General features: G+C 44.7%; 16 protein-coding genes. All 16 read left to right on the forward strand.

Annotated features, from left to right (window positions below):
* Positions 1 to 46 precede the first annotated feature (46 nt).
* The 16 genes from A5320_RS00390 (at position 47) to A5320_RS00465 (ending at position 24,761) form a co-directional block, all read left to right on the forward strand.
* Positions 47 to 367, forward strand: coding sequence for a DUF2288 domain-containing protein (locus A5320_RS00390; protein ID WP_068059497.1), 321 nt, complete (start codon positions 47 to 49; stop codon positions 365 to 367).
* A gap of 96 nt (positions 368 to 463) precedes the next feature.
* Complete coding sequence (locus A5320_RS00395) at positions 464 to 1,870, forward strand: HDOD domain-containing protein (RefSeq protein ID WP_068059501.1); 1,407 nt, start codon at positions 464 to 466, stop codon at positions 1,868 to 1,870.
* Between the two features lie 446 nt (positions 1,871 to 2,316).
* The gene (locus tag A5320_RS00400; protein WP_068059504.1) at positions 2,317 to 2,508 is read left to right on the forward strand and encodes a hypothetical protein; all 192 of its coding nucleotides are present in this window, start codon (positions 2,317 to 2,319) and stop codon (positions 2,506 to 2,508) included.
* Positions 2,509 to 2,578: 70 nt separating this feature from the next.
* Complete coding sequence (locus tag A5320_RS00405; RefSeq protein ID WP_197489933.1) at positions 2,579 to 6,514, forward strand: two-component regulator propeller domain-containing protein; 3,936 nt, start codon at positions 2,579 to 2,581, stop codon at positions 6,512 to 6,514.
* A gap of 182 nt (positions 6,515 to 6,696) precedes the next feature.
* Positions 6,697 to 7,488, forward strand: a complete 792-nt coding sequence (locus tag A5320_RS00410) for a DeoR/GlpR family DNA-binding transcription regulator (RefSeq protein WP_068059509.1) — start codon at positions 6,697 to 6,699, stop codon at positions 7,486 to 7,488.
* A gap of 2 nt (positions 7,489 to 7,490) precedes the next feature.
* Positions 7,491 to 9,320, forward strand: coding sequence for a glutamine--fructose-6-phosphate transaminase (isomerizing) (glmS, locus tag A5320_RS00415; protein WP_068059512.1), 1,830 nt, complete (start codon positions 7,491 to 7,493; stop codon positions 9,318 to 9,320).
* Positions 9,321 to 9,661: 341 nt separating this feature from the next.
* On the forward strand, positions 9,662 to 11,359 hold the full coding sequence (locus A5320_RS00420) for a hypothetical protein (RefSeq protein WP_068059515.1): 1,698 nt from the start codon (positions 9,662 to 9,664) through the stop codon (positions 11,357 to 11,359).
* Between the two features lie 257 nt (positions 11,360 to 11,616).
* Positions 11,617 to 12,219, forward strand: coding sequence for a TnsA endonuclease C-terminal domain-containing protein (locus tag A5320_RS00425; protein WP_231916627.1), 603 nt, complete (start codon positions 11,617 to 11,619; stop codon positions 12,217 to 12,219).
* Positions 12,206 to 14,296, forward strand: coding sequence for a Mu transposase C-terminal domain-containing protein (locus A5320_RS00430; protein ID WP_068059520.1), 2,091 nt, complete (start codon positions 12,206 to 12,208; stop codon positions 14,294 to 14,296). Before A5320_RS00425 ends, A5320_RS00430 begins: the two co-directional genes overlap by 14 nt.
* Positions 14,289 to 15,899 (forward strand): AAA family ATPase, encoded by a 1,611-nt coding sequence (locus A5320_RS00435; RefSeq protein WP_068059522.1) that lies wholly within the window; start codon positions 14,289 to 14,291, stop codon positions 15,897 to 15,899. The genes A5320_RS00430 and A5320_RS00435 overlap by 8 nt, the downstream gene beginning before the upstream one ends.
* A 2-nt stretch (positions 15,900 to 15,901) precedes the next feature.
* A complete protein-coding gene (locus tag A5320_RS00440; protein WP_068059527.1) occupies positions 15,902 to 17,437 on the forward strand; it encodes a TnsD family Tn7-like transposition protein in 1,536 nt (511 codons plus the stop codon).
* Complete coding sequence (locus A5320_RS00445; protein ID WP_068059530.1) at positions 17,418 to 19,031, forward strand: Tn7-like element transposition protein TnsE; 1,614 nt, start codon at positions 17,418 to 17,420, stop codon at positions 19,029 to 19,031. The genes A5320_RS00440 and A5320_RS00445 overlap by 20 nt, the downstream gene beginning before the upstream one ends.
* 305 nt (positions 19,032 to 19,336) lie before the next feature.
* Entirely contained in the window at positions 19,337 to 21,931 is a 2,595-nt protein-coding gene (locus A5320_RS00450; RefSeq protein WP_068059532.1) for a sensor histidine kinase, read from the forward strand.
* Complete coding sequence (locus tag A5320_RS00455; RefSeq protein WP_068059534.1) at positions 21,921 to 22,595, forward strand: hypothetical protein; 675 nt, start codon at positions 21,921 to 21,923, stop codon at positions 22,593 to 22,595. Before A5320_RS00450 ends, A5320_RS00455 begins: the two co-directional genes overlap by 11 nt.
* Complete coding sequence (locus A5320_RS00460; protein ID WP_068059537.1) at positions 22,588 to 23,163, forward strand: hypothetical protein; 576 nt, start codon at positions 22,588 to 22,590, stop codon at positions 23,161 to 23,163. The genes A5320_RS00455 and A5320_RS00460 overlap by 8 nt, the downstream gene beginning before the upstream one ends.
* Positions 23,163 to 24,761, forward strand: coding sequence for an Eco57I restriction-modification methylase domain-containing protein (locus A5320_RS00465; protein WP_068059540.1), 1,599 nt, complete (start codon positions 23,163 to 23,165; stop codon positions 24,759 to 24,761). The genes A5320_RS00460 and A5320_RS00465 overlap by 1 nt, the downstream gene beginning before the upstream one ends.
* Positions 24,762 to 25,467: the final 706 nt, after the last annotated feature.

The raw sequence follows: 25,467 nt of genomic DNA on the forward strand, positions 1-25,467 counted from the left end.
TGAATAAATCGGCAGTGAACAGAAAGTGTATTGGTAGCAAAGCGATATGAACGAAAATTTTGACGTTGAACCTGATGTATTAAAAGCGAAAATTACTGCTGAAACGGCGTTGATCAGCTGGCTGGAATTGCAAAAATTCTACGCGGCTGGTGATGTGTTGCAAGTGTCGGCAGCACTTGATTTGATTGATGTGGCATTCGGTTTTGCCACGGATGCCAAGCCGCAGGTTGCGGCCTGGCTGACGCAAGGCCAGTTGGGCCGGGTTGAATCCGATCAGGCTCAAGTCTGGTATCAGCAACAAACGACGTTGTGGGCGGTGGTGATTTCGCCCTGGGTGCTGGTGCAGGACAAAACAACTTTTTCGTAAATCGCTTAGCCACAAACATTGAGGCCGCATTAGTTGCATGCGCCAGTTAGAGCTACAATCGTCAGTGTCGTTGTCACATTTTTGAAAAGGTAATGCATGTCGGACACCCGTGGTTTATCCGCCTGGATGAAGTTGCTGCTCAATCAAAAGCTGCCATCCATTAACAGTGTGGTGATGGAGGTCTGTCAGCTCAATGACAGCAGTGAAAGTAGTGCTGACGATTTGGCACAAATCATTTTACGTGACGCCAATTTAACATCCAAAGTACTGCGGGTGGCCAATACCGTGCACTACAACCGTTCCAGTAAACCGGTGCAAACGGTGTCGCGGGCGATAGTGCAGATTGGCTTTATTGAAGTAAAAAACATTACGCTCGCCAGTGTGTTGATTGATAGTTTCCTATCCGGCAAACCCAAAGCGATGCTCATCCAACGACTTGCCCGGTCTTTTCACGCTGCGGTACAGGCGCGGGCGATGGTACCCAAGTTAGATAGCGACCGGCGTGAACAGGTATTTATTGCCGCTTTACTGCGCCAGGTGGCCGATTTGGCACTGTTAGCCAGTCAGGAAAGTGCCGCCGAGCAATTTATTGTCGAACGTGATTTGTACCCTGATGATGAACATGCCATTGCAATGAAATATCTCGGCGTTGGCATTGATACCTTAAATAAAGAACTGATCAAAGAATGGAAACTCGGTGATTTATTGCTGGATGCGGTTAGTCCGGTGCATAAATCCGGCACTTTAGCTGGCATAGTCAATCTGGCTGATCAGATAAGTCAGCATATTGAACAAGGTCTGACATCACCGCAAATGAGCGACCACTGCCAGCAACTGGCGAAAATCTGTCAGCTCAGTCTGGAAGAAAGTCAGCAACAAATTTTACTGATGGCGGACGAAGCGGCTGCCATCGCCAGCAGTTATGGTGCGGATAAAATTCTGCCGCAATTGCCGGGTCGTCAGCAAATTCTGGAAGCGACAGCGCAGTATGCAGTGACCGATCATGAGTTGGTGCGGCATCTGAACTTGTTGTTTAAGTTGTTTCAGCTTGGCGACAATCTGACAAAAATTCTGCATTCGGCGGTGCTTTGTCTACACGAAGGTGCTGGACTTGCGCGTGTCAGCCTGATGTTGATGGACTATAAAAGTAAGTCGTTCGAACCGCGGTATGTCGCAGGTCGTGACACCTTGCAGTGGCGGCAGCAGTTAAAAATTGAACTGGATAAGCTGCATAAAGGCGAGTTGCTACATGATTTACTGCTGAAACAACAACCGATTTGGCGGCCTAAAAACACGGCTTCGCAGCCGCTGGCCGGGCTTGAGGTATTGTTACCGCAGGATGGTGATTGTCTGGTCGCCAGTCTTAAAGTGGAAAAGCGGATCTTTGCGTTGTTTTATGCTGATGCTGCCGGAAAAGCGGTGACGCCACGACAATTCGCCGAATTTCAGCTGGTGGCAAATACCCTGCAATTAATGCTGCAACAAAATGAAACTGCGGTGTGAGTTTTTAGCAGCGTCATCTGCTTAAACTAACTATCTGTGAAGATTTCGTCCGCTGTTCACCTGCGATGTGGGAATAAAAAAAGGGAGTAGTACCAGGCTACTCCCAAACTGCAGAAACGCATAACCCGCCATCCTTGAAGCTGCAGCTTTGTTGCCGTCACTCGTTCACCACAATCGCATTGGACAACTATGCTCATGTGGATGCTCTCGTTAGTCGCCGCGCTGCAACTTCAATGATTTAGGGTACAAACACCGTGGATTTCGGATCCTTCCGCAAACCGTGCAAGTACAGTTTGTCTCCATGACCTAAACACTATACAAGCCCCAAATCCGTATTGCAAATGATTCTCATTTAAAATATGCTGTTTTTAACGACAACAAGGTCTCCATTAGGCAGCAACCAGGCTGCACAGGTGTGGGTTGTTGTTAAAACAGGGAGTTGCCTCGTGTTCAGTTCAACCAATCCGCTGCTATTGATGTGGCTGCAATTAGGCTGGATGTTGTTACCTGCCGGCTTGTTGATGGTGATTGATTACTGGTTATATCAATCGCTGGACAGGCGGGTCTGTTTGTTGGCCATCTTGCTGGTTTTGTTACTATTGTGTTGTGGTTTTTACCAGTGGCGTGCCGGTTTTTGAACAGCTATTGCAGCGTTGTCAAAAAGCATCAATACTAGGCCTTAAACTCGCCTGACCGGAAAAAATGCTGATGCTGTGGGAACCTGGGTGGTTGTTACGCTGCTGGTTGTTGATGTCGTTGCTGGCGCCCATGCTGGTCAATGCTGTTTCACCCCACAATTTGCCGTCGCAGGAAAGTTCTGCCGCTTTATCACTTCACAATGTTGCAACTACAACTACAACTCCAGCCTCGGTTGAAGTTTACAGCCGTTTTATGCAACTCGGCCGGCAACACCCGTTTTTATCCCAGGCCACAGCTTTGGTGCAGGATGCACAAGGATTTTTGTGGATTGGCACTCAACATGGTCTGTACCGGTATGACGGCCAGGTGGTGGAAATTTTCCGCGCCGATCCGACCGATGCCAACAGCTTGTCCTCAGACTGGATTTCTAGCTTAATGCTGGACCGCCGCGGTCAGCTGTGGGTAGGTACCCGCTACGGCGGACTGAATTTATTTGACCCGGCCACCGAGCGTTTCAGCCGGATTGCCATTCCGCGCTCGCAAGGCATAGTGCAGCAGGTCGAAATTAGCGCTTTGTATCAGGATAAAAATCTGCAGATTTGGGTTGGTACCTTTGGCGCCGGTTTATATCGCTGGCAGGCAGAAAATCAGCAGCTGGAACTGGTACAACTGCCCGCGGCCGCCCGCGAAATTGATGGTTTGTTTATCAACAGCCTGCTGCTCGATGATGAAGGCTATTTGTGGATCGGCACCGGCAGTGCGCCACTGCGAAACCGGGGTCAGAATAAAGGCGGCGCTTTGCGCTGGCATCCGCAGCGGCTGGATAAACAGTTATTTAGTGTCGACAATTCCGCCCTAAAAGTGGCAGCAGTCACCACCATCAAGATGGATGCAACCGGCCAAATCTGGTTAACAAGCTATGGCGGCGGTTTGCTGAAGTATCAGCAAAGCAGCCAGAAATTGCAGGTGGTTGCGCAACAACCGGAACTTTTGAAAAACGGATTGCTGACGGATTTATGGTTTGGCAAGGACGGCGGTCTGTGGATCAGCAGTTATGACCATGGGCTCTGGTATTTGCCGGCCCCGGACCAACCCTGGCAACAGTTTCGTGCCAATCCGATTGTCGCGCATCAAATTCAGAGCAATAACCTGACGGGTTTATGGCTGGATAATCAGCAAACATTGTGGGTGAAAAGCCCGGCTGGTATTTACGGCTTGTCGGCCATCGCCCAAAAAGTTCGGAATTTGCCGGTGGATCCGAATAACCCGGCGTTGTTGGCGCACAATGACGTGTTTGGTATGTCGCATAAATCCGGCCAAACCTACTGGTTGGCCAACCGCGATGCCGGTGTCGCTGAAGCTGATTTAACCACTGCGACGGTTAAGCGCTGGCCCATCCGGCTGGCGCAGCCACAAGAAAAAATGCCAACGCTGGTGCGACAGGTGCTGCAAGACCACCTCGGGGTGGTATGGATTGGCACCGATTCCGGTTTATTCCAGCTGGATCAGAGTACCGGCCTGTGGCAACGGTACTTGCTGACCGATGCCGACGTACAGCCGCATATTGGCGTGTTGTATCAGGATGCGCTCAACCGGTTTTGGGTCGGCACCCGTGGCGAAGGTTTGTTTTTGCTCGATGGCAGTACCAAAAAACAATTCCGTCAGGATCTAGCCTCCGATATAGGACTAGCCAGCGACACCATCAGCACCATGCGGGCCGACGAGCACAACGATTTATGGATAGGTTACGCCGATCAGGGTCTGTCCAGACTGGAGTTACCAAGCGGTAAAGTGCAGAGCTGGCGCGAAGGCACTCAGAGTGCGGCCGGCCTGCGTTTTAATGGTATTCAGCTGATTTATCCCGAAGGTGGTGAGTTGTGGATCCGAGCCGGCAATGTCAATCACCGGGTGCTGCGCAGTAAAGACGAACCAAAGAAAATCGAAGGATTTAAAGCCTATGTTGGCAGCGATGATGCGGATATTTATCTGCGTAAAGCGCCAAATTTTTTGTGGTTGTACCGCACCCAGCTGCAGAACCAGGATTTAGTCCAGTTTAACGAAGCTCATGGTTTTCAAGTGACCACCTGGATTGGTTCATGGCTGGTTAGGCAGGATGGCCAGCATCTGCGGGGTGGGAATCAGGGGCTGGATTATTTTTATCCGGCTAAATTTTTGCTGCATCAGGAACCATTGGTCGTTCGATTGACCGGTTTTAATGTGTTTAACAAAAAAGTCCGGCCGGCGCAGGATCAAAAAAGTGTTTTACAGCGGGCGATTGGTTATGCCAGCGAAGTGCGGCTGAACTACGAACAGGACATGTTTACGCTGCAGTTTTCGGCACTGGATTTTGTGCAGCCAGGACAGACCCGCTATCGCTACCGGCTGTCGGGTTTTGACCGTGACTGGATTGAAACCGATGCCAGCAGCCGTCAGGCCACCTATACCCGGTTAGCACCGGGCGATTATCAGTTTGAAGTGATGGCGCGCAGGCCAGGTCAGAGCTGGCCAGCCGATGGTGCAACACGGGTGCTGGTTAAAATTCTGCCACCCTGGTGGTTAACCTGGTGGGCGAAAATCGCCGCTGCGTTGCTGACCTTTGGTGCGATCTGGGCTTTCCTGCACTTTCGGCTGCGCAATGAACGGCAAACCCGCAACTGGCTGGAGCAAGTGGTCAGCAGCCGTACTGCCGAATTACAGACCCAAAATCAGGCGCTGGCGGAATCGTACCGCGATATGACTTTGCTGCAGATGTTGGCCAAGCAAATCACCGCGTCCTTGGATCTGCAGGAAATTCTGTTTTTGTGCCATAAAAGCCTGAATGAAATCATGGATGTCCATGTGCTGGCGATCGGTATCTTCCGCCCGGAAACTCAGAGCCTGGAATTTAGTCACTGGCTGGAAAATGGCCGCTTGATGGAGCCCTTCGAGTTGAAGTTGCAGCCTGAAGTGAATCTGGCATCAGTCAGCTTTAATCAGCAGCGCGAAATAAACATTCAGCAACGTGAGCAGTTTTTACAATATCTGCCGGAAATCCCACCGCCGATTAATGGTGCGCCGATGCAATCGGTGTTGTATTTCCCGTTGGTGGTGGATGGTGAACACATTGGTTGTTTAAGCCTACAAAGTCCAAGAGTGGAAGCTTTTGCGCCCCAGCAGACCAATTTGGTACGGACTCTCGCCAGCAATATCGCCATTGCCGTGGCGAACGCACAAATCGTCGCGCGGCTGCAACAAACGCAGCAACAGCTGGTGATGCAGGAAAAAATGGCATCGTTGGGCGGTTTAGTGGCGGGTGTGGCGCATGAAGTAAATACGCCGCTTGGCATTTGTGTCACAGCTGCCAGTCATTTACAGCTTGAACTTTCTGCGATCACTTTGGCGCATCAGCAGCGCAAATTGCTGGTGCCAGAGTTTGAACGTTTCCTGGAAACCGCCAATACCGCCGCTTTGATGCTGACGCAAAACACCGAACGGGCGGCGGCACTGATCAATAGCTTTAAGCAGGTCGCAGTAGATAAGTCGGCGATTAGTCTGCGTGAATTTGATGTGGCGGAGTACTTAAAAGAAGTGATCCGATCGTTGCAGCCGGAGCTGAACCGGCGGCAATGTCAGCTGCAACTGTTATCAGACCCTGGCATTACTTTATATGCAGATGCCGGCTCGCTGGCGCAATTACTGACCCATTTGGTGATGAATTCGCTGCAACACGGTTTTACCGCGGAGATGCGCGTGCCACCGCTGATTGAGCTCAAAGTACAAAAAACGCCGGCGCACATTCAGCTGGAATACCGTGACAATGGTTGTGGTATGAGCGCAGATACGCTCAAACGGTTATTCGACCCGTTTTTCACTACCAAACGCAGTGAAGGCAATAGCGGTTTAGGCGCGCATATTGTCTACAATCTGGTGACAGCACAGCTCAACGGCAGCATTTACGCCAGCAGTGAGCCAGGTCAGGGTTTGTATTACCGGATTTTATTGCCACAGCTGCGACGGCCTGATTAATCGTGCTGCCGCTGCTGGTGAATAATTGCACCAAATCTGCAGCGCAAAGCCGATATTTTGATTGCAATTATCTTTCGAGTGTCTAAAATGCCTTTCGAAATGATTGAATATCTTTCGAAACGAAACTTTAAGTTCGAAATCTTTAGTTTAGAACATTAGCTTCAAATCATTAAGCGGATAGCATGAACAAACGGAACACCCAACAACGTCGTCGCGCTATTGTCGAATTACTGACCCAACAAGGGGAAGTGAGTGTCGACGAGCTTGCTATGCGTTTTGCTACCTCTGAAGTGACCATTCGTAAAGATTTAACCGCGCTTGAGCACACTGGTTTGTTGCTGCGCAAATACGGTGGTGCGGTGTCATTGCCGCAAGAACTGATGACCGAAGCCGTGGTTGAACGAATTTCAGCCAGAAAACAGGCTCTTGCCAAAGCTGCAGCCGGGTTAATCCGCGACCACTACCGCATTATTATTGATAGCGGCAGCACCACCGCTGCTTTGTTACCAGAATTATCCAACAAACAAGGTTTGGTGGTGATGACCAACTCGCTGTTTATCGCCAACAGCCTGCGTGAGCTTGAACACGAACCCAAATTACTGATGACCGGCGGCAGCTGGGACGCGCAGTCTGAGTCCTTTCAGGGCCAGCTGGCGGAACAGGTGCTGCGCGCCTATGATTTTGACCAACTGTTTATCGGCGCCGATGGCATCGATTTACAACGCGGCACCACCACCTTTAACGAACTGACCAGCTTAAGCCGGGTGATGGCGGAAGTGGCACGCGAAGTGGTGGTGATGGTTGAATCCGATAAAATCGGCCGCAAAATCCATAATTTAGAACTGCCGTGGACGTCGATTAAAATCCTGGTAACAGACGATAAGTTACCCGACACGGCAAAACGGCAAATAGAACAGCAGGGGGTCAAAGTGATTTGTGCCCCTGTCCAACCCAATACGGATAAACCGGAGTAAATATGTGTGGAATAGTCGGCGCTGTAGCGCAACGTGATGTGGTAGAAATTCTGGTCGAAGGTTTACGTCGCCTGGAATACCGTGGTTATGATTCAGCCGGTGTGGCCGTGATCAGCAACAGCGGCGAATTACAACGTCTGCGCCGTTTAGGCAAAGTCAAAGAACTGTCTGATGCGGTGAAATTAACGCCAACCCCAGGCGGCACCGGTATTGCGCACACCCGTTGGGCTACCCATGGTGAGCCATCTGAGCGCAACGCGCACCCGCATGTTTCGGAAAAAATCTCGGTAGTTCACAACGGCATCATCGAAAACCATGGCCCGCTGCGCGAAATGCTGAAAGGCAAAGGTTATGTGTTTAATTCTGACACAGACACCGAAGTCATTGCGCATTTAGTCGAAGAAGAATTAAAAACTTCAGAATCATTGTTAGCTGCAGTGCAAAAAGCGGTGAAACAATTCAACGGTGCTTATGGCACCGTGTTGATGGACCAAACTGATCCAAGCAGGTTAGTGGTGGCGCGTTCAGGCAGCCCGCTGGTGATTGGTTTAGGCATTGGCGAAAATTTTATCGCTTCTGATCAGCTGGCATTATTGCCGGTGACCCGTCGTTTTATGTTTTTAGAAGAAGGCGACGTGGCGGAAATTACCCGCACCACAGTTCGCATTTTTGATAAAAACGGTGCGCCGGTGGAGCGCGTGGCGCATGAATCGAACGTCAGTTATGACGCCGGTGACAAAGGCCAATACCGCCACTTTATGCTCAAAGAAATCTACGAGCAGCCATTTGCCATCAACAACACGCTGGAAGGCCGCTTAAATGCCGAATCCGTGCTGGACGAAACCTTTGGTAATGGTGCGGCTGAGCTGTTCAAAAAAGTAAAACACGTACAGATCGTCGCTTGTGGTACTTCTTACCACTCAGGTATGGTCGCGCGTTACTGGTTAGAATCGCTGGGCGGCATTTCCTGTAACGTCGAAATCGCTTCAGAATTCCGTTACCGCAAATCTTTTGTCCAGCCAAACAGTCTGTTGGTCAGCATTTCGCAATCAGGCGAAACCGCCGATACATTGGCCGCGCTGCGTCTGGCGAAAGAAGCCGGTTATGTCGGTAGCTTAACCATTTGTAACGTGGCTGGCTCTTCCTTGGTACGTGAATCAGATTTAGCCTTTATGACCCGCGCTGGTGCTGAAATCGGCGTAGCTTCGACCAAAGCTTTCACCACGCAGTTGGTTGGCCTGGCAATGTTGACGCTGGCGATTGGTAAATACAACGGTTTAACCGCTGCCCAGCAAAAAGACATGGTCGAAGCGCTGCGCTCATTACCAGCCAAGTTAGAGCAAACGCTGGAACTGGCTGGCAGCATTGAAAAGCTGGCAGAAGAATTTGCCGACAAGCACAATTCACTGTTCTTAGGCCGTGGCGATCAATACCCAATCGCAATGGAAGGCGCGCTGAAACTGAAAGAAATTTCCTACATCCACGCCGAAGCCTACGCCGCCGGCGAGTTGAAACACGGCCCACTGGCGCTGATTGACGCACAAATGCCAATCATCGTGGTCGCACCAAACAACGAACTGTTAGAGAAGCTGCAGTCGAACGTTGAAGAAGTCCGCGCCCGCGGCGGCATCCTGTACGTCTTCGCCGACGCCGATGCCCACTTTAAATCTGACGCTACCCAGCGCGTCGTGAACGTACCCCACGTCCACCCGCTGATTGCACCGATTATCTATACGATTCCGCTGCAGTTATTGAGCTACTACGTCGCCATCATCAAAGGCACCGATGTAGACCAGCCGCGGAATTTGGCGAAGTCGGTAACTGTTGAGTAAGCTGAGCACAGTCGGAACTGATTTTGTGGGGTGAAAATAAAGTTTCACCCCACAAAATAAAGTCCCATCATTGAAAATAAAGTTTCATCACGCCATCTTCCCTTTCTGGAAAAATAGCCTTTCGCCATTTAGGCCCAACTACAGCATGGGCGATTACTAATATGTCACTTGACAAAAATCCATTCTGTAATACTCTAAAAAAAGCGCTTCCACTTAAGCGTGTTTCACGCCTACATAGGCGAAATCCGGTTTTGGATATAGTGATTCAAATATATCAACTAGAACATGCATTAGCATGGTTTTGATAATAGGCGTGGTCATTGCCATGATGGAGATAATGTATGTCCGTTCCTTTTTTACCTACTGGTATTTCTGTTTCGCAAGCGAAAAAAGATGCTAAGAAATTAGCTCAAAATCGTGGCGTCCCCTTGCACGAAGCTCAAGATCAATTAGCCCGCAAGCATGGTAGAGCTAAATGGTCTGTTCTGATGAATCAATTATTAAAACAGAACCATATTAAAGTGCGCTCTGAGTCTGCAGGTCATCTGCCGAAAGAGAGCAACATAGCCACTTTATCGTTGAGTATGAAGGGGCCTAAATCTACAAAAGTTATTGTTGGTTCCCCTTTAATTGGGGCGTCATTTATATCTGCGGGAATATGTGAAAGTTTATTGAGATCCAATGTTCCAGTTGTTTATGTAACATCAGCATCCGAAGATCAGTGCTCTGGTTATTTACAGGCACTCTCTGACCGTTTTAAAAGCCATCTTAGCCTGTACCGTGCTAAGGATATCAGCGATCTAGATGTTATTCAGTTGGATGGTGCAGTTCTAATTATCGATGATATTTCTTTTTGCGATGATGTAAGTAAAAAAAGTGGCCTAGAGCGACTCATACATACCTCCATGCATACGGTTATTCGAGTTGATACATTGAAGGAGGTTCGTAGTGGCGGCCTGTCCCGTTTACTGGAGGGTGATGTTCAGTTTTTGATGCTTGCTACAAGTAACCCTGGTAGTGAACTTGAAGAGGCGATGTTAGATCGGCGTCATTCTTTTAAAGCTAAGCAGTTACTCTGGTACGCGGGGCAATACACAGATTTTCTCTTGGTTGATAAAAAAGATTCGGTCATTCAGCGTTACTATTTCCCCAAATCAGTGGAAAAAATAAAGTCTAATATGGGTACTTGTGCGTTGTGTGATGCAAAAGAGGTTGAATTAAGAGAGTCACATATAATTCCAAAATTTGTTTATGACTGGATTAAAGAAACCTCAATCACTGGTCATTTGCGGAGCTCTGAAGACATAAATATCAGATCTCAAGATGGGCTTAAGGTGCATTTACTCTGCAGCAAATGTGAACTTTCTCTTTCAAAACTAGAGAAGCAAATGTCCAGTTATTTATTTAAGGCTATAGCTAACTATCAAAAGCCAAAAAAAGAAATACAAATTAATGACGATGTCAGATTGGGCATTTTATCAATATTTTGGCGTATCTTGGTTGCTACAACTGAACGTGAGTGCAACTGGGTGGCTGAAGATGTGCGTGCTATGAATGCCTTCACGAATAATCTGAAATTACAACTTCTTAGTAAGAACTGCGATACGAAGATACATTTTGCACCCTTCTTTGGTGAACCACCATATTATGGGTTTCCACTTGAGTTTACTTATAACCTTGAGCGTTCAGCGGGTGGTCATGACATTCGGTTTTTTGACTCTCCGCACAGGTTTTTCGCTGTTTTTAGTATCCCATTTATGTATTTTTACGTATTTGGTGACGGATGGGATGCGTCAGAATTAGACAAATCTACAGAGCTCTCAACCGGTAAAATAGACTTAAGCAAAATTAATTGTATCCCTGATGTCCTTCGTAATTATATTCATCACATGCATGAGTCGTTTTTGAAAGATAAAAGAACTATGAAGCCTTCTGTTCAGGAAAAAATTAACAAGGACGTTGAAAAAGTTAAGACTGTGACAGGATCACATAAATCTTTGGCGCGGTCAGGAATGAAGGTAAAGACTGATGTAGATTAGTATCACTTTGTATTATTGAGTCGAAGCAATATATGCATAAAGCATTTCGGGGCCTGGGCCCCGAACAACTCAAAAAACGTATTAAAGAAGGCCGTGGCCAAGGTGAAGGTCGACATTACAAGCCCTGGATCCAAACCTGGGATATATCTTCACTTGGCCGGTCTCACCGGATATTTGGCAACCGCAGTCGCCGGTTGCATCACCTGCTTTCTGATCTGGAACTCGCTATTTTTCTGACGCTGGACTGGCAACACTCAGTGCTCGATATCCGTGAACAGTTTCCGCTGCGTGTCGAAGATACCACCCGCATTGCTGATGAGCTCGGTATTAGTCACGCCGTCTTCAAAGGCACTCCTCAGGTGTTGAGCTCAGACTTTCTGGTCACGTTCGACCGACAAACTCAACCTTTAATGGCGTTTCAAGCTAAATACAGCTCTGATTTATCCAAACCTGAAGTGATTGAGCGGCTGCAACTGGAAAAACGATACTGGGAAGATAAACAGATACCATGGGCTATTATCACTGAGAAGGAAATCAGCAAAGAGGTGGTGATGAATATTCAGTGGCTTTATCCTGCAGAAAGCGAAAAGGTTGCTGAAGCCGAGTTGCATCACCAATTCCAACTGTTTCAAACCCAGTTTAATAAACAACCAAACGACTCCATCATCAAAATAGCTCAGCAGTTAGACCTTGCCTATAACCAGGAACCCGGTCAGGCATTGTTCTGGTTGCGCCATCTGCTTGCCAGACGTTATTTCCAGTTTGATATTAGTCTGCCCTACCGAAAGTTAATTGCAGCAAATCTCATCGCTACTACCTTTGAGAAGGAGATCACGGAGGCCAACTATGTTTCCGGTTAACCAGGTTTTTAAACGTGGTGAGTTGTTCTACCGGCTGTTGTGGCTGGATGGCGAACTTTCATTTTGGATTGATCTGTATTCGAAAACAGCATGGCCAGAGCAGATTACTGTAACTGGTATTGAGCAATTATTAATTCAGCAGGAAATAACCCGGGTTGATGACCCCTGCTTCAGTCTTGTTGCGCGTAGTGTAGAAGAAGGCTCGACTGACTGGCAAAAGCGCGAGTATGCCTGGTCCATTATTAAAGATGAAATTGAAAATACTGCCCTGTTTTATCCTCGAGAGCGCGGCGCCGCTGTAAAACGCATGATGGCTGTGAGTGGTGCCACTCACCAGACGATAAACCGTTTTATTCGTCGCTACTGGCAGCGTGGTATGTGTAAAAATGCGTTGCTACCGGATTATGTCAACTCAGGCGCTAAAGGCAAACCTCGACAGTCTGAAAAAGCAAAGCTGGGCAGACCACGGACTGTACGAACAGGTGTGGGCATCAACATTACACCCGTGATCGAGAGAGTGTTTCACCAGGTAATTACCAGCAAACTACTCATCGAAAAGAATACGGCCGTAAGCCAGGCCTATGCCAGTGCGTTGAATTTGATTGGCGCACTGATGCCAGAGCTCCAACCTGAAGAACTGCCAACACCTGAACAGTTCCGATACTTCTATCAAAGCCGCTATGCCAAAACGCTGGTTGTTGAAAAGCAGCATTCAGCGGTCAAATTTGCCAAAGATATCCGGCCATTAAAAAGCACGTCGACAGCAGAAACCTTTGGCCCAGGCCACAGGTACCAGATTGATGCCACCATTGCTGACGTTTATCTGTTGTCTGAGCATGACCGCAGCCGGATTGTTGGCAGGCCAGTGATCTACATAGTGCAGGATGTATTCAGCCGGATGGTTGTTGGCCTCTATATCGGCTTTGAAGGGCCTTCATGGGTTAGCGCGATGATCGCACTTGCTCATATAGTTGAGGATAAAGTGGCGTACTGCCAAAGGTTTGGTATTGAGATCTCAGAAGATGATTGGCCCACCAAAGGCTTACCTGCAGTTATTCTGGCTGATAAAGGGGAAATAAACGGGACCAAGGTTGAAAAGTTTGCTGAGGCTTTTGGGGTTCGTATTGAAAACGCTACCGCCCGTCGTGGTGACGCTAAAGGTATTGTCGAACGAGCCTTTAGAACAGTTCAGGACGAATTTAAACCCTACACTCCTGGCGTTGTTGAAGCGGTGATGAGTACAAAGCGCGGTGGTCATGATTATCGTCAGGATGCAACGCTGAACTTGCCAGAGTTCACCCGAATTATTCTGGCCTGCGTGCTTTACCACAATACCGATAAAGGTTTGGAAGGATATGACCGTACTGAGGATATGCCGACTGACTTACCCTTAATTCCTATCGAATTGTGGCGCTGGGGTGTGTCGAATCTGACTGGCAGGCTTCGCACTGCGCCAGAGCAGTTGGTCCAGATTAACCTGATGCCGCACTTTGAGGCGACAGTTTCAGAGCTTGGCGTCAATTTATTCAACTGTTTCTACACTTGCCCTGAATTGATTAAAGCCGGCTGGTTACATCGCTCCGGAACCAAAAGGCCTGACAAGGTATTGGTCGCCTACGATCCAAGAACTGCAGATCATATCTATATCAGACCTTCTTCCGATTTAAGTGAATACTGGGTTTGTGACCTTACCGATCGCAGCAGGCGTTTTCGTGGTTTGTCATTTTGGGATGTTTGGCTTATCACCAAAGAAGAGCGAAAAACCGATGCCAAGGTGCGGATGAGTACTGCGGTAGCCAAAGGGAAGTTGATTCAGCAGATTGAAAACATTGTGGCTGAAGCCGATGAAAAACGTACTGAAATTAAGCGACCAGGAGTTAAAAAACTGGGCCAGCATATCAGGCAAAACAAACAGTTAGAAAAGTCAGTAGAGCGACAGGTGACAGCGTTCAGACCGGAACGAACAGAAACCAGTACGCCAGCACAAGTGGTGCCTATTCGTAGCAATGCTAATGAAGATTGCCGCTTCCCGGATATGACGGATTTGATTTTTGGGGAAGACACAGGCAATGAATAACTCAGTGCAAGGCCGCATCCCTCATGCTGAATATATAGACCCTGGCTTGCCAGAGTATCGGGATAACCCTCTCATTTCTGCTTTGCCGCCAATATATGATGTTAAGCAAGTCGTCGAAAAACTAAGACTTAAACCTTTGTTTGATGCTGCAGAGCGAAATTTGGATGGACGGCTCAGAGTTCATACCATAGCCAGATTACTGAATCATTTCTTTCAGCCGTTGAATCACCATCTGGAACTTGAGCAAAAAATATCGCTGATATTGCGCCAGGGCTATCTCAGTAGAAATCCTGCGCAGGGTGCTTATCACCTTCACCTGCAAAATGGATACAAACGGGTCCAGGACGAAGACCTTGATGCTTATGTGTTTGACCAAGTTCGCTCCAGTGCAAATAGTTTGTCATTATTTGGTTGCTCAGGGTGCGGCAAGTCCGAAACCATCAATCGAATTTTTTCGGTCTATCAGCAAGCCATATTCCATCCCGAGTACAACATAACTCAACTGACCTATCTGAAAGTGGAATGTCCGGGGGACGCTGATCTGGATGAACTCTGTCTTAGCTTTTTTAACGAAGTCGACCGGGTTTTGCATACTCAATACAGCATCTCTCACGGGCGGAAAAAGCTTGGTACTAAACGGCTGATGGCCAGCATGTGCCAAATCGCCAATTTGCATGCGTTAGGGGTTTTGGTTATTGATGAGGTGCAAAACCTTAACGAAGCCAGGTCGGGGGGTGCAGAGAAGATGCATAACTTCTTTGTGTCCCTGGTGAACACTATTGGTGTGCCGGTGATCCAGATTGGTACTCATCGAGCTCGTAAGTTTTTCCAGCGAACTTTTCGCGCTGCGCGGCGTATTTCAGGGTTTGGCAGTTTGCTTTGGGACAGGTTACCCAAAGACAAGCAGTGGCAGTTGCTCCTAAAGCAACTCTGGGAATACCAGTGGTTGCGCAAGGCCGAGCCATTCACTGACGAGCTCAGCGATGTGATGTACGACCTGACACAAGGCGTCATGGACATAGTAGTGAAGCTTTATGTGTTGGCCCAGGTCAGAGCTATTGTGACTGGTATGGAACGTATCACTGTTCAGTTGCTGAAGCAGGTGTATGACGATGAGTTTAAACCTGTACATCCCATGCTCGCCGCGCTTCGCAGCAATAATCCGAGCTTAATAGATCAGTATGATGATCTGCTGATGCCGGATATTGAAGCACGACTATTCTCCATGATGTCGTCACTGGAAGAGACAGTTCCCGAAAATATTCGCTCAGAGGTGTCCACTGATAAGAGCAAAAAGCTGCTTGCGCTGTTGTTGCAAATGGACATCCCAGAGGATATTGCTATTCCGCTTGTTGATCGGGTTGTTCTGCAGCATCCTGACCTGTCAGTGGCCGCCTTGGTACATAAAGTTACTGAATACACAGCAGATGTCAGTAAAGAACCACCAAAAATCAACCGGATAAAAAGAACTCAATGGCTGGAATTACCAACCAATGATTTACGTTATGTGTACGCCAGTAGTGATAAAAACAATGTATATCAGCTATTCAAAGAGCAGGGGCTGATTTACGACCTGAAATCAGTCAGGGACAGGACTGGCTAGCTATGCTGGCTTACTTCCCCAAGCCTTATCCGGACGAGCTGTTGTACAGCATGCTCGCCAGATGTAAGGTTCATATGGGGATAGAGAGCCCTAAACATTTGCTGGATCTGCTCTACCAAAAACGCACCGTCATTGCTGTACCAGACTTACCAGCTCAACTGCAGTTGTTGTGTAACAGTCTCCAGCAAGTGCAGCAGCTAAACGCTAAACAACTTCTCTACCAAAGAACCTTGTTCCCGCTGTATGCCCCTTTTATTCCCGAAAGCCGTAAGCAACACCTGACTGATTTGCTGATCAATAGTGACGGCTCTGCTGTGTATGTGGAGATAGGTATGAGCGCTGGTACGGTAAAGCTACCAGCGTTTTTCCGATATTGTCCTTTGTGTATGAATGAGTTGCAGCAAGAGTATGGCGAGTTTGCCTGGTTACGGCGCTGGCTGGTCCCCGGTTATCAGGTGTGCCATTTCCACGGTTGCGAGCTTTGTGATTCTATACTGCCGCTGAGATCTATCCATCGCCACGAATATTTAGCGGCATGTCCTCAGTATTGTGAAGACTTCGCTGTAAACACAAACCACAGTTCTAAACTGGCACAACTTTCTTCCAGTATTATGGAGTTGTTGGCCATAACCGTAAACCAGAGCCCTACATATCACCAATGGACGTTGTTCTATCGAGAACTGGCTGCTGAAGCCGGTATGCAAAATGGCATGCAGGTGTCAGGTACTAAGCTTCATAGCAAGTTCAGAAGTTACTGGCCAAATTCATTTTTAGTGCCACTGAACCTGGTGCCAGTGGGACCCAGCTCCTGGTTATTAGCCATGTTTCGCAAACACCGGAAATCTTTTAGTTATCTGCAGCATTTGCTGATTTGGCAGGTACTTAAACCTCAACTCTCAATATCGCAAGTACTGGCTTGCGTAAACTCATTCCCTGAATCAGCCAGCGTCTCACAGAAAGTGGAACCAGAAGGGCCAATTAACCAGGCAGATCGTGATCGCTGGCTGCAGTTGTTGCAATCTGGTCTTAGCGTAAAGCAAGCAAGAGTTCTCTATGACAAAGCCTTGTATGCCAGATTGTATCGACATGACCGAACCTGGTTACTGGAGACTAACAAGGGCTGGCATTTAAAAAGAACAAATCACAGCAATACGAACTGGCAGGCCAGAGATAGGCAATATTTGCGCCGGTTGTACCAAATGTTGGCGTTAAGGGATCTTGAGCTTAAAACGCCAAGGCAGAGTCGGAATTGGTTATTAAAGCAGCTCACGCGCTCATCGACCGCTGAAAAACATTTATCAAAATTACCCCTTTGCCAATCCTTCCTAAATAGGTACAGTGAGACGGTTGCTGAATTTCAAATACGGCGATTAACCCATCAGGTTTTGCTAGATCGTCAGAATAATCAAAGCCATCTGTGCTGGGAGTTAGAGCGGTTGTGTGGATTAGCCACTGGCCGCACTCGACCGCAGACACTGAGGTTTATGGAGTTGTTAGAAAGGGAAGCTTTGTTTATTAATGCAAAAAAAGATCTTTAAGAGAATTCCACCTGAGGCAAAGTTAGTCGCGTTAGGCAACCAGTTCAGAAAGGATGAACCTTCTTCATTCTGGCGTTTCTCAACATTTTTCAGCAGACTCGATCGCCAGGAATACACTGAAAACTTCGAGCTGGAGGCCCTTTGTGTTATGGGGCTCGGCCGAAAATTTATACAAAATACAGAGCAGCTGTATATATCCAGTGGTTTCCATCAAACACTCATTTTTCCTCCTGTTGAACAATGGGAAGAAAAATTGCTTGGGGATTGTCCTCGATTAGCTAAACGCCTAGCTGCCAAATCGGAAGTCGCCAATCAAAGATGCTTTGTATTCACAACTGGTGGAGTAAAAGTATGGCTGCCAAAGCTTGAACTCGCGCGAAAACTGTTTTTCCATGCAGGGTTTATGGTTCGAACGGCCTATTTACCGAATGGTCTGGATAATTTGTTCCATATGCATTTGGGGGCAGACAAACTTTCATATGACGTATTTACACCCAGTCGAACCGGGGTCCCGATAGCTTTTTTAAAACAGCCTGCTTATCGGGAGTTTTTTTCTTGGCTTTTGGTGAACAAAGATATACGCAATTCGTTTGAATCTATCTGGCAGAAGTTAAACGCAGAACAAACGATTAAAAATGGCTACTGCCGTTGGGTGTTTAACTTCAACCCACCGACCAGCATGGTTGGAGTGGAAGCCATGTTCCGTGGGATATACAACCATGAAGAAAAAGAGATGTTGGTGTGGGAAATTGCATCGCTTTCCGGTTTGCCATACAACACCCTCCTCACAGTTATATTTAGCCATCCCCAATTAAAACAACCAGTAAAAAATGAAGGATCTGCCGGAGGTGGTGTAGGTGGAGGTTCCCCAGCTGCCATTGAGATTGACACCGAAGATGAGCCATCCGGAGATAATGAACGGATTCGGATCGAATTACCCAGCGAAAGCCTGTCCTTCGACCGGGAAATAAAAACCAAAGTAAACTACAAAGGACAGAAGGGATATCTCGGAGGTAAAGAGGATGGGGAGAGCTTGTCGGATGCTGGAGCTGTTCAGGCTGTAAGCACGAAAGATGATGCTATTGATGGCTGTGGACGAGCTGGGGATTTTGATCAATTAGGATTTGGTCACGAAAGCGGTTCGAACCGTTATGCTGAACGTTTTACTGCATTGATTGATGTTATACAGCAATTGTCAAATGATCAGCGTTTAGAGTACTTAGGAACAAAAATTGAGCCATTACCCGTGGTTAAGCGTTGTAGCTATCATAAAATGAATGATGAGCAGCCAAGGTGCTATTTACTTGCCAAGTTTAGGCGAATTGATGGTGAGGTGCGATATATACTGGATATAGATACTTCAGATGGTGCCAGAGCTATTTCAACTCTAGTACTTCACTCCTGTCCGGACCTTGATGTGTTACTTGAAAAAACGCTTGCTTTGACTTTAAAAAAATCATTGAGATGGAATGTAGTAAAATCAATTAAATTTGTTACGGTTAAACATCCTGAGTTTAATAGTGCTGGATCGCGGCCGACAACAATTCTGGAATCATGGGTGTTACGTTTTCTAAGAGTACTAATTGACATATGACATGTATGATTTATTCGGTTTTAACGTAAAAAGATAGACATTTGTGTCTGGATGTGGAAAATTATTTTTTCGATACAAGGTAAAAGTTATCAGAAACCCAATGTCATCAATAAATCAGAAGCGCCGGGTTTCTGCCGTAACTTTATTTACGAAAATATTTTTGTACTTAAACTTATAGAATAAACGTATTTATATATTTGTAGTTCTTTTTAAGTTTACGCTAGGTGATTCGTAGTGGAATTTTGTGAATGGATAAATTTATTTATTATATCGGAAGTTAAAACAAAATAATTACAGGACTATAAATGGCAACTATACCTTTTAATGTATCAGCAAGGACTGCGCTTCTAATTGGACGAGAGAATATAGCGAATGCAAAAGGTGCGGTAATAGAGTTAGTTAAAAATTGCTATGATGCCGATTCTCCTTTTTCAATAATAGTGATTGATAACAGATTTTATTCGGCACCAACCATTATATCTCACAATTATTACTTGAAATTTAAAAAAGTTTATGAAAGTGAAGGGAAAAGTATCGACAATATTTACGCTAGGAGTGGTGAAGGTTATTCACTTGTAGCAGATACCGATTCTCAAATATTTTGTGAATTTGAGCGTGTAATATCTGTGCTTAACTCGATATATATTATCGATAACGGTGAAGGCATGACTGAAGCGCTGATTAGAAAAAACTGGATGACAATAGGCACGGATAATAAGTTGCAAAATGCTACTACGCCCGGAAAACGTGTAAAGTCAGGCGCTAAAGGTATAGGAAGGTTTGCATTAGATAAATTAGGTGAACAGTGTGAGTTAGTTAGTATACCAAAATCGAATTCAACGGATAATGCTGGGAAAGGAGTGTTTTGGACTGTTAATTGGTCTGATTTTGAAAGACCAGAAACAACAATTGATAAAGTAAATGCAAGAGTTGAGGATATTAAATCCGGCGATTTGTTTGAAAGTTGTAGTGAGTTTTTTCTGCAGTATGACTTTGACCTAAATGAAATAATTGCTAGGGCCAAGCAGTTGTCCAGTGGACATTCAGGTTTTGATTGGGTATCTGATGATATACTTAAGCACGGAACGGTTATAAGAATATCTCGGCTACATGATATTTGGAAAGATACCGCCGTTAAGCAACTGTACCAAGATCTAGAGGTTCTCGTTCCTCCAAGGGATGTTGAAGAGTTTAGCATTCATATACTATCAAATAACAACCCCAATTCCTATGGTGAGGTGTTGAGTAGTGTATGCGATGATTTTGACTACAAATTGCATGCCTATGCTGACAAAGAGAAGAATGTGGTTATATCTATTTATCGAGAAGAGTATGACGAAAAAATAATACCAAGAGAGTTTTTTGAAAGAGCATCCATTAATAAAAATGATTTTGTTGAAGGTGCAGGATTAAAGAAAATGTATACAGAAAGTTACACATTTTCTGAACTGATGCCTGGTGTCGTAAATTCTACTATTTTCGATAGCATTGGTTCATTCGAATTCATTCTCTACTATCTGAAAAAGGGTACCGACTCGATTAATAGAAAACGATTCTTTTATAAATATTTCGAGGCATCAGAAAGAAAACAGTGGTTAGAGAAGTTTGGTGGAATAAAGCTTTATAGAGATAATTTCAGGGTGCGTCCATATGGTGAAGTTGGCGAACCGGCATTTGACTGGCTTGGGCTCGGTGCAAGAAAGGCTAGTAGTCCTGCAGGTGTGACCAAGCGTGAGGGTGGCTATCGGGTGGAACCAGAGAATATAGCTGGTCTGATAAAAATATCTCGACTAAGCAATATTGCATTTCAAGACAAGTCTAGCCGAGAAGGCCTGCAAGAGTCTGATACGCTTAAAGTTTTCAAAGAAATTATTAAAAATATTTTATCTAAGCTTGAGGACGACCGTTCAACATTGGCAAGAGAGTTTGATATCTATTATAACGAGAAGTATGGCCATATTAAAGATAGAGATAAAGCAATAAAGCTGGCTGAATCTATTGCAAGTAGAAGTAAGATCACTGACGATAAACAAAATCATGCCAGTCGACAGAGCTCAAATCATACCGAAGATGTTCTTGCTCAAACAGTTATTGATCTTAAAGAGGACTTAGAGCAGCAGGCGAATGAAATAACCTTGCTAAGGGGGCTTGCCAGTAGTGGAATTATGTCGGCAGCATTTAGTCATGACTATGGAAAAATTAAGGCCAATTTGCAGTCGCGTGTTTTCACTTTAAAATCAACTTTAGATAGCTTAATTGATGTTAAAAACTTAACGATTCCAGATTATAAAAATCCTTTCATTTTACTGAACACTATGGAAGCCACTGATAGAAAGATAGCGACTTGGCTAGGATTCTCTCTTGGGTTCACACGTAAAGACAAGCGTAATAGAAAAAAAATATGTCTAAAACAATACGTTGGAAGATTACTTGAGGACTGGAGAGGGACATTTGACGAAGTTGGAATAACACCAGAATTATTATCTGACGATAACGTGTTTACAAAAGCTTTTGAAGTCGATTTTGACAGTGTATTCATAAATTTGTTTACAAATTCTATGGCTGCTTTTGAGTTGCCGTCATCCAGACGTGATGGCAATAGAATAAATATATCTATTAGAGCCACAACTTCAAAAATAACAATTACATATCAAGATAATGGGCCTGGTATTCCAAAAGAAATAAAAGACCCTAACTCTATTTTCCTTCCCAAAATGACAACAAAAAGAGATCCAAATACAGGAGAGGAAATTGGAACTGGGTTAGGCATGTGGATATTGAAAAAAATAGTTGAAGAATATAAAGGTGAAGTTAATATCCTAAGTGGAATTGAAAGTGGTTTTGGATTATCGATAGTTATGCCTAAAGTTCAAAATGTAGGGAAAGCAGATGAAATTTAAAATTTTAGTAATTGATGAAGAATTAGCCGAAATAAGGAAGGTTCAGTCTGAATTCGATCCGATGATAGTAGCTGAAGAAGTTGAGGTTTTGGAGTTTTTGCCAAAACCAGAGCTTGGTGAAATGATTGATAGTATCATTTCAGAAAATCCTGATGCACTAATTGTCGACTATCAGCTAAATACTATCAAAACTGATATAGGACGTAATACTCAAATTAATTATACAGGAGCAGATTTGGTCGAAGCATTTCAACGGCGCCGACTTAATTTCCCTTGCTTCATAGCTTCAAGCTTTGAAGATACAGCTGTCGGCGATAAAAACACGTCTGATGTGAATATTGTATACTCTAAAATTGAATTAAATAATCCTCAGATACAGAAGATAAAGTTTAGAGATAGAGTGAGGATGCAAATAGTAAAATACAGAAATATCTTAGAAGAAAAGGAGTCTAGATTAAATGATCTTCTCGAAAAAAAGAGAACTGGATTGGTTTTGTCTCTCCAGGAAGAAGAGGAAATTGTAGATTTAGATTCCTTTATTGAGCACTCATTAGACATAGAAAGTGCCGTTCCGAAGGAATTGAAACGTATTTCAAATCAAGACAAATTGAAGGAGCTGATAATTATTACGGAGAGTTTTATAAAAGGAGTTAAAGGTGAGTGAAATTAGAAAATTTAGAACGGCCCACCCTAAGCGTACATGTACAAAATTATATGAAAATTACTCACAATATAAAGACTATTTAGCTGCAGATTTTAATGGACGATGTGGTTATACAGATTGCCCTGACTACTTTTTTGGTGGGAAGCGGACTTTTCATATCGACCATTTCAAACCGAAAGTACATTTCAAAGAGTTAGAAAACAATTATGCTAATTTAGTGTATTCCTGCTCTTACGTTAATATTAAAAAATCAAAATCTACGGTGGAGATATTAGACCCTTGTGAAATTGATTTTAATGAGCATTTTTATCGAGACGAGTATGGTAATATAATCCCCTATCCGACAAGCAACGTAGCCTGCGAAATGAGTCGAATTATGGGGTTGCAATTAAGCCGCTATGGCATAGTTTGGATGTTGGAAAATTTGGAAAAACTTAAACAGGCGGTGTATGAATTTTGCGAAGGCGGAAACGAATTCGCCGACTGTGATCAAGACGCGCTTATTTTGCATGCTAAGTTGTGTAACGCCTATGATCAATACATGCGTTATCTGAGGTTGGAGCTTTAATGGTTGAACAGAAAAGGACAGGGTCATATTACACTCCCCCTGTCATAGCTAAATTTTTGTGCGAACATGTCTCTCGTAAGCTTATTGGAAAAGAAATTTCAGTTCTTGAGCCCAGTGCTGGTGACGGCGTTTTCGTTTCAGAAATTGGAGCTTGCCAGCTTTTAGGAACTCAAGCGCTGTCCATAACCGCAATTGAAATATCTAATACTGAAGCAGGTAAGATTGAAAATATTCATGTACCCAACCACGTGTCGATTACAGTGGTAAATGAAGATTTTCTTAATTACCAGGACTGTTGTACAGAAAAGTTTGATTTAGTAATAGGTAACCCTCCATATATAAAACTTAGTTATTTGACCGATAGTCAAATCAGAATATGCAAAAATATTAATAGTGCTTTTGATTTAGAGCTTGTGAGTGGCGTGAAGAATATTTGGAGTTCTTTTTTATTGTCATCAATTCGTTTGTTGAAAAATGATGGAATTGTTGCCTTTGTCCTTCCTGCAGAATTTTTACAAGTTAATTATGCTAAACCTATTAGAGACCTTCTATTGCGGGAGTTTGAACGCGTTGAAATATTAACATTTAATGAGTTGGTTTTTGAACAGTGTAAAGGTCAAGATACAGTCATTGTTATTGCTGAACGTCAATCAAATGAAAAAGGTTTATTTTTCCATAATGTATCAAATTTTAATCGGATTGGCGACAATATAACATTCGTTAAGCACGATTCTTACAGTAGTTTAAAGTGGACCAGCCATGTATTATCCAAAGAACAAGTGAATTTGCTTGAAAAACTATCGGGGCAGTTACCTTCAATTTCTGAATTATGCACATCAAAAACAGGAATTGTGTCTGCTGCAAATAATTTTTTTATTATCAATAGAGAGACCATAGAGGATCTGGAAATCCCAAATTTTCTCTATAAAGGCATCATACAAAAATCATCTTTAGTTCCAAAAGGTAATGTCGTTAGTAATGAGCTGGTTACAGATCTAGCTGAGCGAAACACCCCATGTTATTTACTTAGTTTAAGTGGAATTAATATTGCGTCTTTTCCTAAGCTTGTTGATTACATAAAATATGGCGAGTCTTTATCGCTTAACGAAAGATATAAAATGCAGAAAAGAAACCGGTGGTTTGACGTTCCTGGCATATCTGAATCGTCACCAGTTTTATTTTTCAAGCGCAGCCACAAATGCCCTCGGTTTGTTTTAAATGAGACTGATTTTTTAGCCACTGATAGTGCTTATCTTGTGTATCCCAAGCTAGGCGTTGATCCACGAAGTTTGGTATTTTGTTTTTACAACTCGCTTACCTTAGCAATGGCGGAGATTCAGGGGCGGTATTATGGAGGTGGTGTACTCGAATTAACTCCATCAGAATTTAAAGGCTTACCTCTTCCTATGTCTGAGATTAACGCCGAAGATTTTGATAATTTGTCAGGTGCATTATCGTCCGATCAAGAGTTTGCTAGATTGCTTGAAAAAAATGATTCCAAGCTACTGAGGCATTATTTTCCGGATATCAGTCATCATGAGCTGAAGGAACTTGCAAATATACGAGAGCAGTTAGTAAATAGACGGCAGCGCCTCTAATCTTTACTACCTCTAAAGACCATTGCCATTTTTTCGTAGTCCATTCAGAAGATTTCATCGTTGGTGTAAATTAGTGCTATTTGAGAGGCATCGGTTTTTATTGTTTTAGGTGGCTATTGTTAATCTTTATTTTAGGAACTGCTTAGAGCAGAAAATTGATCTGCTGTTGTTGTGATGAAACTTTCACTTATTAGTCGTAAAAATTTAGGTTTCTCTATGCTACCTGCGTCTGTTTTTGTGATGAATCTTTGTTTTCGAGTAACAGATTTTTGTGGTCTGACATAATAGTTCTAAACAAGACAAAATAGTCTTAAAGCGTGACGGCAAAGAACTAAACAGAACAAAATAGTTGTAAACCATTAAAGTCCAGTTGTGCTGTTTAAAAAGCATACTGGACTTTTTTTATGGCTAGAGCGCAGCAATCGCTTTCAGAAACAGAAATTGCCCCTCGCATCAAGAATGGATGCGGCTAGGGCCGTGGACGATCTTACAATCAAGGTCCATGGCAGCTTAGTTGCTATCGAGTCAGGCAAAAGCGCCTTCAAGTTTGGCGCTTTTTACTTTAAGCATTGAACAGAGGGTAATCCCCCCTCAAATTAACTGACGTCAAAAGTAGAATTTTCTCGTAACATAAACGCAGGAGATTCACTATGAAAACATCAAAATTCACCGATAGCCAAATCATGGCAATCCTTAAACAAGCTGA

Source organism: Rheinheimera sp. SA_1, assembly GCF_001669775.1.
Lineage (GTDB): Bacteria > Pseudomonadota > Gammaproteobacteria > Enterobacterales > Alteromonadaceae > Pararheinheimera.